Origin of the sequence: Burkholderia pyrrocinia (genome assembly GCF_001028665.1) — a bacterium.
GTDB lineage: Bacteria > Pseudomonadota > Gammaproteobacteria > Burkholderiales > Burkholderiaceae > Burkholderia > Burkholderia pyrrocinia.
In genome coordinates this window covers 456,790-472,214 of sequence record NZ_CP011503.1, presented here as the reverse complement: position 1 = coordinate 472,214, position 15,425 = coordinate 456,790, and the positions used below count along the sequence as shown (strand labels likewise).

General features: G+C 70.2%; 11 protein-coding genes. 4 read left to right on the top strand and 7 right to left on the bottom strand.

What is annotated here, in order from left to right; translation table 11 throughout:
- Window positions 1–41 precede the first annotated feature (41 nt).
- The 5 genes from ABD05_RS02190 to ABD05_RS02170 all read right to left on the bottom strand — a co-directional run bounded on the left by ABD05_RS02190 (window position 42) and on the right by ABD05_RS02170 (window position 5,948).
- Window positions 42–725 carry an HAD family hydrolase gene (locus ABD05_RS02190; protein WP_047901041.1) on the bottom strand — a complete coding sequence of 228 codons (684 nt, stop codon included), beginning with the start codon at window positions 723–725 and terminating at the stop codon, window positions 42–44.
- A 94-nt stretch (window positions 726–819) separates the two neighbouring features.
- Entirely contained in the window at window positions 820–2,229 is a 1,410-nt protein-coding gene (gene argH, locus ABD05_RS02185; RefSeq protein WP_047898756.1) for an argininosuccinate lyase, read from the bottom strand.
- Between the two features lie 88 nt (window positions 2,230–2,317).
- Complete coding sequence (locus tag ABD05_RS02180; protein WP_047898755.1) at window positions 2,318–4,669, bottom strand: fimbria/pilus outer membrane usher protein; 2,352 nt, start codon at window positions 4,667–4,669, stop codon at window positions 2,318–2,320.
- 28 nt (window positions 4,670–4,697) lie between these two features.
- A complete protein-coding gene (locus tag ABD05_RS02175) occupies window positions 4,698–5,408 on the bottom strand; it encodes a fimbrial biogenesis chaperone (protein ID WP_047898754.1) in 711 nt (236 codons plus the stop codon).
- Window positions 5,409–5,414: 6 nt separating this feature from the next.
- The gene (locus tag ABD05_RS02170; protein WP_047898753.1) at window positions 5,415–5,948 is read right to left on the bottom strand and encodes a Csu type fimbrial protein; all 534 of its coding nucleotides are present in this window, start codon (window positions 5,946–5,948) and stop codon (window positions 5,415–5,417) included.
- A 251-nt stretch (window positions 5,949–6,199) separates the two neighbouring features.
- On the opposite strand from ABD05_RS02170, the gene ABD05_RS02165 reads away from it, so the two are divergent.
- Window positions 6,200–7,201, top strand: a complete 1,002-nt coding sequence (locus ABD05_RS02165; protein WP_047898752.1) for a Csu type fimbrial protein — start codon at window positions 6,200–6,202, stop codon at window positions 7,199–7,201.
- A gap of 6 nt (window positions 7,202–7,207) precedes the next feature.
- Here ABD05_RS02165 and ABD05_RS02160 read toward each other — a convergent pair whose 3' ends face one another.
- Window positions 7,208–8,023, bottom strand: a complete 816-nt coding sequence (locus ABD05_RS02160; RefSeq protein ID WP_047898751.1) for a helix-turn-helix transcriptional regulator — start codon at window positions 8,021–8,023, stop codon at window positions 7,208–7,210.
- A 316-nt stretch (window positions 8,024–8,339) separates the two neighbouring features.
- On the opposite strand from ABD05_RS02160, the gene ABD05_RS02155 reads away from it, so the two are divergent.
- Entirely contained in the window at window positions 8,340–9,092 is a 753-nt protein-coding gene (locus tag ABD05_RS02155) for a class I SAM-dependent methyltransferase (RefSeq protein WP_047898750.1), read from the top strand.
- 137 nt (window positions 9,093–9,229) lie between these two features.
- Here the strand turns inward: ABD05_RS02155 and ppc are convergent, their stop codons facing one another.
- Window positions 9,230–12,244, bottom strand: a complete 3,015-nt coding sequence (gene ppc, locus ABD05_RS02150) for a phosphoenolpyruvate carboxylase (protein WP_047898749.1) — start codon at window positions 12,242–12,244, stop codon at window positions 9,230–9,232.
- 208 nt (window positions 12,245–12,452) lie between these two features.
- Here ppc and hemC point away from each other — a divergent pair, with 208 nt between their 5' ends.
- Both hemC and hemDX read left to right on the top strand, forming a co-directional pair.
- The gene (hemC, locus tag ABD05_RS02145; protein ID WP_047898748.1) at window positions 12,453–13,454 is read left to right on the top strand and encodes a hydroxymethylbilane synthase; all 1,002 of its coding nucleotides are present in this window, start codon (window positions 12,453–12,455) and stop codon (window positions 13,452–13,454) included.
- Complete coding sequence (hemDX, locus tag ABD05_RS02140) at window positions 13,454–15,424, top strand: fused uroporphyrinogen-III synthase HemD/membrane protein HemX (RefSeq protein ID WP_047898747.1); 1,971 nt, start codon at window positions 13,454–13,456, stop codon at window positions 15,422–15,424. The genes hemC and hemDX overlap by 1 nt, the downstream gene beginning before the upstream one ends.
- Window position 15,425: the final 1 nt, after the last annotated feature.

The following is a 15,425-nucleotide window of genomic DNA, read 5'->3' as shown; positions in this document are numbered from 1 at the left end:
TGCATTTGGCGGCGTGCAACGCGCGCGCTTCGCGCGCGTGCCTATGCGGGCCGTTGCGGGTCGTACCGGCCGAACCACGACGGCACGAGCGCGACGGCATCGTCGAGCGAGGCGAGCACGTGCAGGCTCAGCGCGACGATTTCGGGTGTCGGCGCCTTCAGGTCGGGCACGGTGACGACCGACGCGCCGGCGCCGGCGGCCGATTGCGCGCCGAAGTCGCTGTCCTCGAACGCGACGCACGCGTGCGCCGGCACGCCGAGGCGTTCGGCCGCGAGCCGGTAGACGGCCGGATCGGGCTTGCCGCGCGCGACTTCGTCGCCGCCCGCGATCGCGCGGAAGAACGGCAGCACGCCGACCGCGTCGAGCCGCGCGCGGATCACGTCGCACGCGGACGACGACGCGACCGCGCACGGAATGCCAGCCTGCGCGAGCGCGTCGAGCAACGCGAACGCGCCGGGCTTCAACGGGAATTTCGGATGGGGCTCCGGCGCCGCGAGCTGTTCGCGTACGCGGATGCGCACGGCGTCGAACGTAGCGGGGTTGCCGATCAGCCGCGCCAGGATGACCTGGCCTTCGGCGAACGAGCGGCCGACGATCTGCAGGTAGTCGGTGGCCGTCAGCGCGACACCGTGTGCGTTCGACACGTCGATCCACGTGTTCATGATGGTCCGCTCGGAATCGACGAGCAGGCCGTCCATGTCGAAGAGCGCGGCGGAAAAGGTCATCGGCGGCATCCGGGAAGCGGGGCAGGCAATGGGCGGCGCAACGGCCGCCCGAATGAAAAACGGACGCCGAAGGCGTCCGTCCGGAACAGCGGGCTTACTGGCCGAGCGCGGCGCGGGCGGCCTTGACCGCCGCGCGCACCTGGTCGGGTGCGGTGCCGCCCGGATGGTTGCGGCTGGCGACAGAACCCTCGAGCGTCAGGTAGCCGAACACGTCGTCGCCGATCAGGTGCGCGACGTTCGGCAGCTCCTGCTTCATCTCGTCGAGCGTCAGGTCGGCGAGATCGATGCCGCGGTCGTCGCAGATCTTCACCGCGTGCGCGACGGCTTCGTGCGCATCGCGGAACGGCAGGCCGCGCTTCACGAGGTAGTCGGCGAGGTCGGTGGCGGTCGAGAAGCCCTGCAGCGCGGCTGCGCGCATCGCGTCCGGCTTCACGGTGATGCCGGCGACCATTTCGGCGAAGATCCGCAGCGTGTCGGCGACGGTGTCGACCGTGTCGAACAGCGGTTCCTTGTCTTCCTGGTTGTCCTTGTTGTACGCGAGCGGCTGGCCCTTCATCAGCGTCAGCAGTGCCATCAGGTGGCCGTTCACGCGGCCGGTCTTGCCGCGCGCGAGTTCCGGCACGTCCGGGTTCTTCTTCTGCGGCATGATCGAGCTGCCGGTGCAGAAGCGGTCGGCGATGTCGATGAAGCCGACGCGCGGGCTCATCCACAGCACGAGTTCTTCGGAGAAACGCGACACGTGCGTCATCACGAGCGCGGAGGCCGCCGTGAATTCGATCGCGAAATCGCGATCGGACACGGCGTCGAGCGAGTTCGCGCAGATGCCGTCGAAGCCGAGCGTCTTCGCGACCGCGTGGCGATCGATCGGGTAGCTCGTGCCCGCCAGTGCGGCCGCGCCGAGCGGCAGGCGGTTCACGCGCGTGCGGCAGTCGCGCATGCGCTCCGCGTCGCGCGAGAACATCTCGACGTACGCGAGCAGGTGGTGGCCGAACGTGACCGGCTGCGCGACCTGCAGGTGCGTGAAGCCCGGCATGATCGTGTCGGCGTTCTGTTCCGCGAGGTCGAGCAGCGCACCGCGCAGGTCGTTCAGCAGGCCGCCGATGCGGTCGATTTCGCCGCGCAGCCACAGGCGGATGTCGGTCGCGACCTGGTCGTTGCGCGAGCGGCCGGTGTGCAGGCGCTTGCCGGCATCGCCGATCAGCGCGGTCAGGCGCGCCTCGATGTTCAGGTGGACGTCCTCGAGATCGAGCTGCCATTCGAATTCGCCGCGCTCGATCTCGCCCTTGATCTGCGCCATCCCGCGTTCGATCGCGGCCAGGTCGTCGGCGCTGATGATCTTCTGCGCGGCGAGCATGTTCGCGTGCGCGAGCGAGCCGGCGATGTCGACGAGCGCGAGGCGCTTGTCGAAAAACACCGACGACGTGTAGCGCTTGACCAGCTCCGACATCGGTTCCGAGAAGCGGGCCGACCAGGCCTCGCCCTTTTTGTGCAGTTGGGACGTCATGGCGATTCTTCGAAGGGGAGTTGGGCGGCGTGCGCCGCCGAGGGAATCCCGCGATTCTAACATTCGCGGGCCCGGCGGCCGGCGCGGGCTAGCGCAGCGCGCAGGTCAGCGGGCCGATCCGCGGCAGCGTGCCGTCGTCCGGGCGCCGGTACGCGAATTCGACGCCGCAGCGGCGTCCGCCGCCGGAAATCTCCAGATGATTGTCCGCGGCGAGGCCGTCGACGAACGTGAGGCCGTCGTAGCCGACGATCGTGCGCTGGCCGCTTTCGACGTGCACGACGTCGAGGCCGGGCGGTAGCGGCGCGCCGTCCGGCGTGCGCAGCGCGATCGACGCCGCGCGGTAGCGCGTGACCGGGAAGCGCGCGAGCACGCCCGAGCGGGCCTGCGGCACGACGTCGAGCGTCGTGTCCGCGAGGCGCGCATCGGCCGGCAGCGTCGTGCCGTCGATCGCGACGCGATTGTGCTGGTATGCGCTCAGATCGGGCACCAGCAGGTAGCCGGTGCGGTCGGTCTCGCCGATCGGCCGGTTCTGGTGCAGCACCGGCACGCGCCCGGCATCGGTCGACACGAGCGCGAAGCCGTCGTCGATGCGGCGCGCCGTCAGCAACTGGCCGTTCATCAGCACGAGCGCGCCGGTCACGTCGACCGACGCGTCGCGCTGCCCGCCGAACGACTGTCCGAGCAGCGTGACCTGGCCCGCGCGGCCCAGGTATTGCAGTTGTCCCTGGCCGTAGCGCAGCGGGCCGTTCTCGCCGGCCTGCACGTTCCAGCCGAAGCCTCCGTCGTAGTCGGGCGCGCGCGACGCGCTGACCGCGCGGGTCGACTCGCCGTTCTGCCGGCCGACGTTCGCCGCGACCGACGTGTTGTCGCCGAGGCCGACGCTCAGGCTGACGAAGAAGCCGCGCGCGTTGTGCTGCCGGAAATCCTGGAAGGCGCTGACGGTCATCGACGCGAGCATCCCGACGTTGACCGACCACGCCGCCGAGCCGATCCGCGACGCGGGCGCGCCCGGGTATTTGAGGCCGAGATAGCTGAACGACAGCGTCTGCGCGCGGAGGAGCGGGAACGACACCGTCACGCGGTCGCTGACGGTCGCGACCGGCGTGCCTTCGCGCGCACCGAGGTCGCCGTAGCCGCCGAACGCGCGCAGCGTCTGCGCGTCGACCGAGAAGCGCGGCGTCACGTACTGGTAGCCGAGGCCGGCCTGCGCGCCGGAGAAGCGCCCGGCGCTGACGGCCAGCGACGCGTTCGCGACGCCCCCGCCGCCGATGCGCGCGAGCACGCCCGCGCCGGCGTCGTAGACGCCGCTCGTCGCCTCGGCGTGCGCCTCGGCCGTCAGCCGCTCGGTGACGCCGTAGCGCACCGATGCGCTCGCGGCCGGCGTGCGCGCATAGTCGAACGCGTCCTGGCCGTATGCGCGGCGCAGGAAGCCCGCCTCCACCGAATAGCTGGCGAGGCCGGGCGCGAGCAGGCGCGTGTCGACGTAGAGCGGGATCGACGTGGCGATCGTGCGGCCGAGCGCGTCGCGCGTGATCACCGTCGCGTTGCCGGCGCCGGTGATGCCCGGCACGCTGTTGATCACGAACGGGCCGCCCGGCACGTCGCCGCTGAACTGGCGTACGTTATTGACGTACAGGTCGACCGCCGACGGCACGACCGCGCTGCCCGACAGCGCCGGCACCGGGAAGGTCACGAGATCGGGGCGCAGGCCGAAGTTGCTGCGCCACTGCACGCCGCCGATGCGCAACGAGCGGGTCCACGACAGCGACGACGAGATGGTGTCGCCGAATTGGGTCGTCGTGAGCGTGCGCGGGTCGGACACCGTCCACGACGTGTCGTAGCGCATGTAGCGCTGCCCGTCGCGAGGGAAGAAGCCGATGCCGGTGTTGCTGAACACGCCGGCCGGATCGAAGTAGCGCGCCTCGGTCCACACCGCGAGCGGCGAATGCGCGGCGGTCTGCGCGTATGCGTCGTAGTTCAGCACGATGCCCCGGCCGGACGTCGCGGGCGGCGTGGCGGCGAGCCCGCGCGCGTCGAACGTGTGCGGAATGCGCAGCGCGTCGGGCACGTGCAGGTCGATCGTCTGGCGGCCCGGATCGTAGTCGTAGCGCAGGCCCGCGAGCGCGTCGAGCTCGACCGGCGTGTTCGACAGCGGCTGCGCGCGGTCGCCGCTTGCGATGCCGAGGTCGTTCAGGTCGGCCGACGCCGCGAACAGGTGCCCGTCGGCCTGCCGGAAGCGCGCGATCCGGTGGGTCGGCTCGCCGTTGATCGACACGTCGAGGTACAGCACGCCGGGCTCCGGGGCGGCGGAAGGGGGCAGCTCGGGGGCCCGCTGCGCGTCTGCGGTGCCCGCGCGCAGCGCCAGCGTGACGGCGGCGAGCCACGCGTATCGCCTGGCTGGCGTCGTTCGATCGGCATGTCGCGTCGTCGGCACGCGCAACGGGGCGGGAGGGGGACTGGCGCCGGGTTCAGCGCGGCGTCAGCCGGGCCTCGACGGGTTGCGTGTTCACCGTCGCGCGGATTTTCACGAACGGCGACGGGCGCGCGTCGAGCTTGAGCGGCCAGCGCCGCACGCTGCCGGCCAGCGCGTAGCCGAGCAGCCCGCGCGCGACTTCGTGCGTGTTGCCGTGCGCATCGACGAGCTGCACCGCGGAGAGCTGCGCGCGCCGGCCGCCGAGATTCGCGACCGACAGCCGCAGGCCCTGCGAATCGGCCTCGATGCGCCAGTCGAGCTGCGGCGGGGTGGGCGGTGCGGCGGGTTCGACGAACACCGGCACCGAGTAGCGCACGCGGATCGTGATGCCGTTCTGCGCCGGTGTGCCGGGCGCGGGCAGCTCGTCGATCAGCACGCGATAGCTTTCCTCCGTGACCGGGCTCGCGCGCGTGGTGCGCACGAGGCGGATCAACTGCTCGGCGTTCGCGCTGATCTGCAGCAACGGCGGCGACGCGGCGAGCGAATCGGTCGGCGTCAGCACGTCCTCGCCGTTCTCCTGCGTCCAGCGGAACGTGCGCACCTGGCCGTAGATCGGCTGCACGCCCGAATTGCTGAGCGTGACGCCCGCCGCCGCGACCGACGGCGGCAGCTCGAGCGTGACCGGCGAAATCTGCAGCGTCGCGGCCGGCGCGGCTGCAGCCGACGCGGCGCACAGTGCGGCGACAAGGCAGGGGCCGATCGCCACGGCGGGTCAGAAGTAGACGGTCGCGGTGACGGTGGCCTGGTAGGTGTCCGGTTTCGGGGTGGCTTGCGTCTGCACCTGGCCGTATACGTTGATCGTCTGGGCGGAGCCGTTGCCGGTGCCGCCGATGGTGTCGGTGCCCTGCGTGTTCCCCCAGATCGTCGTGTGGCCGCTGTCCTGGAACAGCTGGAAACCGACCGTCGTGCCCGTGTTGCCGCTGGTCGTGCCGGCCATCAGCCGCGCGTTGACCGTCGAGCCGGAGACGCCGCCCGCGTCGAGCCCGACGTTGTAGGGCGTCGTGTTGCTGCAGGTGACGGAGAGCGTGGTCTGCTGGTTGATCGCGGCCGTCAGTACGCCCGAGGCGCCGAATGCGAGCGGGTTCGCGCTGACCGAGCAGTTCGCCTGGATGGTCAGCGTGACGTTGAATTGCGCGGTGGCGGTGCCGTTGGAATAGATGGCGGCGGCGACAGGGCGCCAGGCCGGGGTGAGTGCGATGGCCGCCGCGATGGCGGTGGACAGCCCGTGACGCGTGATGGCGTTCATTGTGATGGTCTCCAGCCGTTCTGGGAGTGTCGACCCGGCCTGCGGTGCCCGAACCGCGTGATTCGCCGTGTCGACGGAACCGCACATTTGTCTGACTAGATTACTCTACGCATTTGGTTGCATGCAATGGTAGAAATGCGGACTAGTTCGCATTGCTTGAATATTGTGCGGGCGGGCGGCTGATCTGGATCAACGGTCGGGGCGGCAGCCGGGCCGCCGCCGGTACGAATGCTTTTCTATCGGGGGAAACCATGGCGGAGCGGCGGGCCGTGCGGGCGTACCGGTATCTGCATCGGGTGGCGTGCTGGCTGCTGGCCGCGCTGCTGTGCGGGCCGTGGCTGTCCGCGCAGGCGGACAGCTGCACGGTGAGCGCGCAGACGACGAGCTTCGGTTCGGTCAGCCCGATCACGCAGGCCGCGTACACGACGACCAGCACGGTGGGCGTGACGTGCACGTGGGATACGTTGAGTCTCAACACGACCGCGCTGGTCTGCCTGAATCTCGGCGCCACGAGCCCGCGCACGATGACGAACGGGGCGGCCAACCAGATGCAGTACGACCTGTACCAGGACAACGGCTATACGCAGGTCTGGGGCGCGGTCGCCAGCGGCACGACGCCGATGTCGGTCACGCTGGCGAGGCCGGGGATCGGCACGAGCGCGAACGCGACCCTGACCGTTTACGGCCGCATCGCGCCGAACCAGCCGACCGTGCCGAGCGTGAACAACAGCAGCACGCTCTACTCGCAGACGTTCGCCGGGAATCAGGCGTCGTACAGCTACAACTTCGCGCTGCTCGGCATTCAGCTGGTGCCATGCACGTCGCAGGCGTCGGCGGGCACGTTCGCGTATTCGACGAACGCGACCATCGTGAACAATTGCTTCATCAGTGCGACGAATGTTGCGTTTCCCGCAACGGGCGTGCTGGCGTCGGCGCAGACGGCAACCGGCTCGATCAGTGCCCAGTGCACGAACGGCGACGCGTTCCAGATCGCGCTGAACGGCGGCAGCAGCAGCAATGTCGCGGCCCGCACGATGCAGCGCGTGGGCGGCGGCGGCTCGGTCGGCTACCAGCTCTACCAGGACAGCGGCTTGACGAAGCCATGGGGCGACGGCACCGGCGGCACGTCGATGGCGACCGGCACCGGCAGCGGGCTCGCGCAGGCCATCACCGTCTACGGTCGCGTGCCCGCGCAGGCGACACCCGCGCCGGGCAACTACAGCGACACGATCACCGCGACGATCAGTTTCTGAGCCGGTTCAGTCGCGCACCAGCACGACCAGCTTCAGGTCCTCGCGGTGCGCGGGCTTCAGCGTGATCTGCTGGTACACGAGGCGGCCGTCGGCCGGATGGTCGAATTCACGCAGGCCGCCTTCGCGCTCGAACACGTCCTGCGACGCCCAGTACTGCGCGAACGCGTCGCTGCCGGCGGTCAGCGCGTCGATCAGCGCGCGGGTCGGCGCGTCGGCCAGGTGGCGGATCGAATCGGCGCGGAATTCGGCCGCGAGCCGCCGCGCGCGGGTTTCCCAGTCGACGATCAGCGTGCGCGCGGCCGGCGCCATGAACGTGAAGCGCAGCAAGTTGCGGTCGTGTTCGCCGTCGAGCCAGCCGGAAAAAAGCGCGGCGGCCGGCGCGTTCCACGCGAGCGCGTTCCATTGCCGGTCGAGCACGTACGCGGGCGTCGCGATCGCCGCGACGGTCGCGGCGAGCGTCGGCGGCAGGTCGCCGCCCGCGACATCGGGCTCGGCCGGGTCGCGCTGCGCGGCCAGTTCGAACAGGTACGCGCGCTCGGCCTTCGACAGCTGCAGCGCGACGGCGATCCGCGCGAGCGCGTCGGCCGACGCCGACACCGGGCGGCCCTGTTCGATCCACGTGTACCAGGTCGGGCTGACGCCGCACAGCTGCGCGACTTCCTCGCGCCGTAGCCCCGGCGTGCGGCGGCGCGGGCCGGGCGGCAGGCCGACGGCCTGCGGCGACAGCCGCTCGCGGTGGGCGCGGATGAATTCGCCGAGCGCGCGGGCGGGTGTGGCGTCGAGCGGCGGGACAGGGGCAGGGGCGGAGGACGGGTGGTTCATGCGGAAACGGCGAAGTGGAAGCGAGGATGCGGCAACGATCAGGCAGGTGTATCGAATACCAGAATAACTGCTTAACTTGTACTGGTACAAACGCAGGCCTATTGTAGCGGCTCGCACGCTGGCAGGCAGCGGGCGTCCCACAAAACGCGTTGCAGGGGGCGGGCGGAGCGGGCGCTGAAGCGCCCATCCCGGCCGACCGCGCAAGGCATGGGGCCGGATGCGAAGCATGGGGCTGGAGTAAGTGCTGAAGCACTAACTCCGGCCGACATCAGCGCTGACGCGCCCACTCCAGTCGACCGTACAAAAGGAGCGAACGATGAAACACCACGACCAGGTCGCCGACGCATTCGGCACGACGGCCGCCGCCTATCTGACGAGCACGGTCCACGCGACGGGCGCCGATCTGCAGACGCTCGCCGACGCGGTGAGCGCGACGCCCGATGCGGCCGTGCTCGATCTCGGCTGCGGCGCCGGCCACGCGAGCTTCGCGGTCGCGCCGCACGTGCGCGACGTGGTCGCCTACGATCTCGCCGCGCCGATGCTCGCGACCGTCGACGCGGCCGCGCGCGAGCGCGGGCTCGCGAATATCCGCACGCAGCAGGGCCCGGCGGAACAACTGCCGTTCGACACGGCGACGTTCGACTGGGTCGTGAGCCGGATGAGCGCGCACCACTGGCACGACATGCGCGCGGCGCTCGCCGAGGTGCGCCGCGTGCTGAAACCGGGCGGCCGCGTGCTGATGATCGACATCGCCGGCAACGATCATCCGCTGCTCGACACGTACCTGCAGGCCGCCGAAGTGCTGCGCGACGCGTCGCACGTGCGCGACTACCGCGCGGACGAATGGCTCGCGATGTTCCGCGATGCGGGTTTCGACGCGCACGTGCACAGCCGCTGGCGGCTGCCGATCGATTTCGACACGTGGGTCGCGCGCATCCGCACGCCGGCCGACAGCGTCGCTGGCATTCGCGCGCTGTGGGCACACGCGCCCGACGAGGTGCGCGGCTATTACGCGGTGCGGCCCGACGGTTCGTTCGAGCACGACGCGCTGTTGATCGACGCGCATTGACCGGGCCAGCCGGCACGGCACGCGGGTGCCGTGCGGCCCCCCGATGAAAAAAGCCGCGATACGCACCGTGGCGACGGTGACGTATCGCGGCTTCTGCGATGCCGGGTGGCGCGGAACGGGCCCGCGCCGCATGCGGATCAGCCCGTGTTGCGCAGGCCGGCCGCGATCCCGTTGATCGTCAGGTGAATCCCGCGGCGCAGCCGCGCGTTCGTGTCGCCCGCGCGGTGACGCTTGATCAGCTCGACCTGCAGGTGGTTCAGCGGATCGAGATACGGGAAGCGGTTCTTGATCGATCGCGCGAGCAGCGGGTTGGTCGCGAGGCGGCCTTCGTGCCCGGTGATTTCCGCCAGCGCCTGCGCCGTGCGCTCCCATTCCGCGACGATCCGCTCGAACACATGCTTGCGCAGCTTGCGGTCGGAGACCAGCTGCGCGTAGCGCGACGCGACCGCGAGGTCGGTCTTCGCCAGCACCATGTCCATGTTCGACATCAGGTTCGAGAAGAACGGCCAGGTCTTGTTCATCTTTTTCAGCAGCGCGACGCGCTTCGTGCGCTCGGCTTCATCCTGCGCGCCGTCGAGATACGCGCTCACCGCGCTGCCGAAGCCGTACCAGCCCGTCAGCAGCAGCCGGCACTGGCCCCACGAGAAGCCCCACGGAATCGCGCGCAGATCCTCGATCTTGCGCTGCTTCGGATCCTGCAGCTTGCGCGAAGCCGGGCGGCTGCCGATGTTCAGCTCGGCGATCTCGGTAATCGGCGTCGACGAGAAGAAGTAGTCGGTGAAGCCGGGCGTTTCATAGACGAGCGCGCGGTACGCGGCCATCGCCGAGTCGGACAGCGTCTGCATCGCGGCCTCGAACGCGGGCAGTTGCGCAGGGGCGTTCGACTGCGGCAGCAGCGACGCCTCGAGCGTCGCGGCGACGACCGTCTCGAGGTTGCGCCGGCCGATCTCGGGGTTCGCGAACTTGCTCGCGATCACCTCGCCCTGTTCGGTCAGGCGGATCTGGCCGTTCACGGTGCCCGGCGGCTGCGACAGGATCGCCTGGTAGGTCGGGCCGCCCCCGCGGCCGACCGTGCCGCCGCGGCCGTGGAACAGCCGCAGCGTGATCTTTCGGTCGCGGAACAGGTCGACGAGCGCGAGTTCCGCGCGATACAGCTCCCAGTTCGACGTGAGGAAGCCGCCGTCCTTGTTGCTGTCCGAGTAGCCGAGCATCACTTCCTGCTCGGCACCCTGGTGCGCGATCAGCGCATCGACGCCCGGCAGTGCGAAGTATTCGCGCATGATGCGCGATGCGTCGCGCAGGTCGGGGATCGTCTCGAACAGCGGGATCACCATCAGGCTGTTCCTCGCATGGCCGCCCGGCACGCCGAGCGCACCTTCGAGCAGCCCCGTCTCCTTCTGCAGCAGCAGCACCTCGACGAGGTCGCTGACGGTTTCCGTATGCGAAATGATGTAGTTGCGCACCGCGCGCGCGCCGAATTGCGCACGCACTTCGCGCGCCTTCTCGAACACGCCGAGCTCGCTCTGCGCGAGCGCCGAGTATTCGAAGTACGGCGAACGCAGCGGGCGCGGGTCGGCGAGTGCGGCGAGCAGCACGCGCAGCTTGTCTTCCTCGGCGAGCGCCGCGTAGTCGGCCTCGACGCCCGCGCGCGCGAACAGCTCGGCGACCACCGCTTCATGGATGTCGGAGCTCTGGCGCAGGTCGATGCTCGCGAGATGGAAGCCGAACACTTCGGCCGCGCGCACGAGAGGCGCGAGGCGCGGCGCGGCGAGCGACGTGCCGTGGTGTTCGTCGAGCGACGCGGTCAGCACCTTCAGATCGGCGACGAACGCTTCGGAATCCGCATACGGGATCGCGCGCACGGGCGGCGCGCCGCGGCCCGCGCTGCGCACGGGCACCGTGCCTTCGCCCACGCGCACGCGTGCGCTCGCGGCGAGCCGCGTGTAGATGCCGATCAGCGCGCGGCGATACGGCTCGTCGACGCGGTGCGGCGACTGGTCGGGCGATGCGGCGGCGAGCGCCTTCACGGCGTCGTTCGCGCCGACGAGCAGGTTCGACACCGACAGCTCGGCGCCGAGCTTGTGCACCTGTTCCAGATAGTGCTCGAGGATCACCGCGGCCTGGCGGTTGATCGCCTCGTCGAGCGTCGCCGCCGTCACGTTCGGGTTGCCGTCGCGATCGCCGCCGATCCAGCTGCCCATCTGGAAGAACGCGGGCACGCGCGCCTGCAGGCCGTGCTCGGCGAGCGCGGCCTCGATGTCGCCGTACAGCGCGGGCAGCTCGTCGAGGAAGGTCGCGCGGTAGTACGACAGCGCGTTCTCGATCTCGTCGCCGACCGTCAGGCGCGCGTCGCGCAGCATGCGCGTCTGCCACAGCGCGGTCACGCGCGCGCGCAGCATCGATTCGTTGTACTGGCGCTCGCGCGCGGTCAGTTCCTGGTCGCGCTCGGCCAGCAGGCGTGCGATGTCGTGCTGCGCGTCGAGGATGCTCTTGCGCTGCACTTCGGTCGGGTGCGCGGTCAGCACCGGCACGATCAGCGCGTCGTCGAAGAAGCGCTGCAGCAGCCGCTTCGACGCGTTGCCGGTCGTCTTCAGCTGATCGAGCGCGTACGCGACCGTGCCGGGCTGCGGTGCGGAGCCGGCCAGCGCGTGGATGCGGCGGCGGCGGTTGTGGTGGCGGTCTTCCGCGATGTTCGCGAGATGCGAGAAATAGCTGAACGCGCGCACGACGCTCACCGTCTGCTCCGGCGTCAGCTTGCGCAGCTTCTTCTCGAGCGTCTGCGCGGCTTCGCTGTCGTCCTCGCGGCGGAACTTGACCGCGGTCTGGCGGATCGTCTCGACGACGTCGAACACGGTGTCGCCTTCCTGCTCGCGCACGACGTCGCCGAGCAGGCGGCCGAGGAAGCGGATGTCCTCGAACAGCGGGCCGTCCTTGTCCTCGCGCGTGCGCGTGCCGGACTTCGGCGCGCCGGCCGTGCGGGCCGCGGGGCCGGCGGCTTTCGTCGCGCGTTTTGTCTGATGTATCGGGTCTTTCGGTTTCGTTGCCGTTTTCGCACGGCCGTTCGCGGCGATGGCGACGGTGTCCGTCGGGGCGTCGGAGGAGGACAGGGCAGCATTGCGGCGCGCCGTACGCGCCGATCCGGAAGACTTCACGATGGGTTTCCTTGGGAAAGCTCGAGTCAAAAGGAACTGCGGAAACTGCGGGAACTGCGGTCAAGCAACCAGCTACGTGCGGCACATCCGCACATCGGCGCCGCGACCCGCGCTGGGGCCGGTCCGGCGCAGGCTCCGGGCCCGGGCGGGCCGGGGCGTGCGTGCTACCATTGTTCGATCTTCAATCCCGTCCTTCGATGTTCCAGCAATGAATTCCGAGACCCTTGCGGCCGGGCCGCAACAGGCACAGCCGCCCGCGACGTTGACGATTGCTTCGCGCGAGAGCCGCCTGGCGATGTGGCAAGCCGAACATGTGCGTGATGCGCTGCGCAAATTATATCCAGCTTGTGACGTGAAAATCCTCGGGATGACGACCCGCGGCGACCAGATTCTCGATCGCACGCTGTCGAAGGTCGGCGGCAAGGGCCTGTTCGTGAAGGAACTGGAGAATGCGCTCGCCGACGGCCGCGCCGATCTCGCCGTGCATTCGCTGAAGGACGTGCCGATGGCGCTGCCCGACGGTTTCTCGCTCGCCGCGATCATGGAACGCGAGGATCCGCGCGACGCGTTCGTGTCGAACGACTACGCGTCGCTCGACGCGCTGCCGGCCGGCGCGGTCGTCGGCACGTCGAGCCTGCGCCGCGAAGCGATGCTGCGCGCGCGTTATCCGCATCTCGACGTGCTGCCGCTGCGCGGCAACCTCGACACGCGCCTCGCGAAGCTCGACCGCGGCGACTACGCGGCGATCATTCTCGCGGCCGCCGGCCTGAAGCGCCTCGGCCTCGACGCGCGAATCCGCGCGCTCATCGACGTCGAAGCCAGCCCGCCCGCGGCCGGCCAGGGCGCGCTCGGCATCGAGATCGCCGCGCACCGCAACGACGTCGCCGCATGGCTCGCGCCGCTGCACGACCCGCAGACCGCGCTTGCGGTCGAGGCCGAGCGGATGGTGTCGCGCGCGCTCGGCGGCAGCTGCGAGGTGCCGCTTGCCGCACACGCGGTGTGGCGCGCGGGCGAACTGTACCTGACGGGCCGCGTGTCGACGACCGACGGAAAGCGTGTGCTGACGGCCGAGGAGTGCGGTGCCGTCATGACCGTCGCCGATGCGCTCGCGCTCGGCCGCGCGGTGTCCGACGAACTCGAGGCGCAAGGCGCGCTCGACATCGTCAAGGCGCTGCTCGCCGGTTCGCAGGCCGGCAAGGGCGACGCCTGATGGCGGGCGGCACGCGCGCGTTCACCGCTGTCCTGACGCGCCCGGACGGCCAGTCGGACGCGCTGGCGTCGCAACTGGCCGATGCCGGCTGCGACGTGCTCGAATTCCCGCTGATCGATATCGCACCGGTCGACGATCCGGTGCCGCTCGACGCCGCGTTCGCGGCGCTTGCCGACTACGCGCTCGTGATTTTCGTGTCGCCGAACGCGATCGACCGCGCGCTCGCGCAGTACGGCGCGATCTGGCCGAACGCGCTGCCGGTCGGCGTGGTCGGGCCCGGCAGCGTCGCGGCGCTCGAGCGGCACGGCATTGCGGCGCCCGCGCATCGCGTGATCGCGCCGCAGGCGCCGGCCGACGGCGGCGTGCCCCATTACGATTCGGAAAGCCTGTTCGCGTGCATCGAGGCCGCGTTCGGCGGCGCGCAGGCGCTGGCGGGCAAGCGCGTGCTGATCGTGCGCGGCGACGGCGGGCGCGAATGGCTCGCCGACCGGCTGCGCGAGGCCGGCGCGGACGTCACGCTGGTCGCCGCGTACCGGCGCGTCGTGCCCGAGCCGCGCGTCGGCGCATGGGAGCGCGTGCACGCGCTGCTCGATGGCGCACCGCATGCGTGGCTCGTCACGAGCTCGGAAGGCGTGCGCAACCTGCACGAACTCGCGCGGGCGCACCTGAACGACGCCGAGATCGGCGCGCTGAAGCATGCGCCGCTCGTGACGCCGCACCCGCGGATCGAGCAGACCGCGCGCGCATTGGGTTTTGATAGGATTACGCTGACCGGCGCGGGCGATGAGCGCATCGTCCGCGCGTTTCGAACGATGGCCGACGAGGCCGTCCAACCGGCGACAGCCGCACCGGTGACTAAACGCATGACAGATACCAACGATTCCAAAAGCGTCGCTTCCCAGCCGGCCGCTGCATCCGCACCGCCGTCCCGTCCCCCTTATATGGCGTCCGAACCGCCCGCGCGCCGCGGCGGCAGCGCGGTGCTGTGGTTCGTGGTCGTCGTGCTCGGCTGCGCGGCGGGCGTCGGCGGCTATGCGCTGAACCGCAAGATCGACCGGCTCGACGGCACGTTCGTCGCGCGCCAGAAGGCGCTCGACGCGCAGACGGCCGAGACGCGCATGAAGACCGAGCAGGCGCTTGCGAGCACGCACCAGGTCGACACGCAGCTCGCGCAGCTCGACGGCAAGCTCGCCGACGCGCAGAGCGCGCAGCAGGCGCTGCAGCAGCAATACCAGGACCTGTCGCGCAACCGCGATGCGTGGATGCTCGAGGAGGTCGACCAGATGCTGTCGAGCGCGAGCCAGCAGCTTCAGCTGACGGGCAACACGCAGCTCGCGCTGATCGCGCTGCAGAACGCCGACGCGCGTCTCGCGACGTCGCAGAGCGCGCAGGCCGTCACGGTGCGCAAGGCGCTCGCGCTGGACATCGAAAAACTGAAGGCCGCGCCGGCAGCCGATCTCACGGGCCTCGCGATCAAGCTCGACGACGCGATCGCCAGGGTCGACGCGCTGCCGCTTTCCGGCGAGGCGATCGTGCCGCACGCGGCGCCGAAGGCCGCGCCGATCGAGGCCGCATCGACGGCCGTGGCCGGCGAGCCGCGCTGGAAGGTCTGGTGGCACGACTTCTCGGCCGGTCTCGGCCAGCAGTTGAAGGGCCTCGTGCAGGTGCGCCGGATCGACAACGCGGACGCGATGCTCGCGTCGCCCGACCAGGGCTACTTCGTGCGCGAGAACGTGAAGCTGCGCCTGCTCACCGCGCGCCTGTCGCTGCTCGCGCGCAACGACAGCGCGATGAAGGCCGACCTGCACGCCGCGCAGGCGTCGCTCGGGAAGTATTTCGATCAGGCGTCGAAGGACACGCAGACCGTCGAGGATCTGCTCAAGCAGGTTGACGGCGCATCGCTGACGGTCGCGGTGCCGAACCTGAATACGAGCCTGAACGCCGTTCAGCAGTTCAAGAGCCGGGGGTAAC

Bases quoted from the DNA above. Each gene is read 5' to 3' on its own strand.
- hemDX (WP_047898747.1), top strand. From the start codon at position 13,454: ATGGCGGGCGGCACGCGCGCGTTCACCGCTGTCCTGACGCGCCCGGAC.
- ABD05_RS02160 (WP_047898751.1), bottom strand. From the start codon at position 8,023: ATGAACCACCCGTCCTCCGCCCCTGCCCCTGTCCCGCCGCTCGACGCC.
- ABD05_RS02190 (WP_047901041.1), bottom strand. From the start codon at position 725: ATGACCTTTTCCGCCGCGCTCTTCGACATGGACGGCCTGCTCGTCGAT.
- ABD05_RS02165 (WP_047898752.1), top strand. From the start codon at position 6,200: ATGGCGGAGCGGCGGGCCGTGCGGGCGTACCGGTATCTGCATCGGGTG.
- hemC (WP_047898748.1), top strand. From the start codon at position 12,453: ATGAATTCCGAGACCCTTGCGGCCGGGCCGCAACAGGCACAGCCGCCC.
- ABD05_RS02155 (WP_047898750.1), top strand. From the start codon at position 8,340: ATGAAACACCACGACCAGGTCGCCGACGCATTCGGCACGACGGCCGCC.
- argH (WP_047898756.1), bottom strand. From the start codon at position 2,229: ATGACGTCCCAACTGCACAAAAAGGGCGAGGCCTGGTCGGCCCGCTTC.
- ABD05_RS02170 (WP_047898753.1), bottom strand. From the start codon at position 5,948: ATGAACGCCATCACGCGTCACGGGCTGTCCACCGCCATCGCGGCGGCC.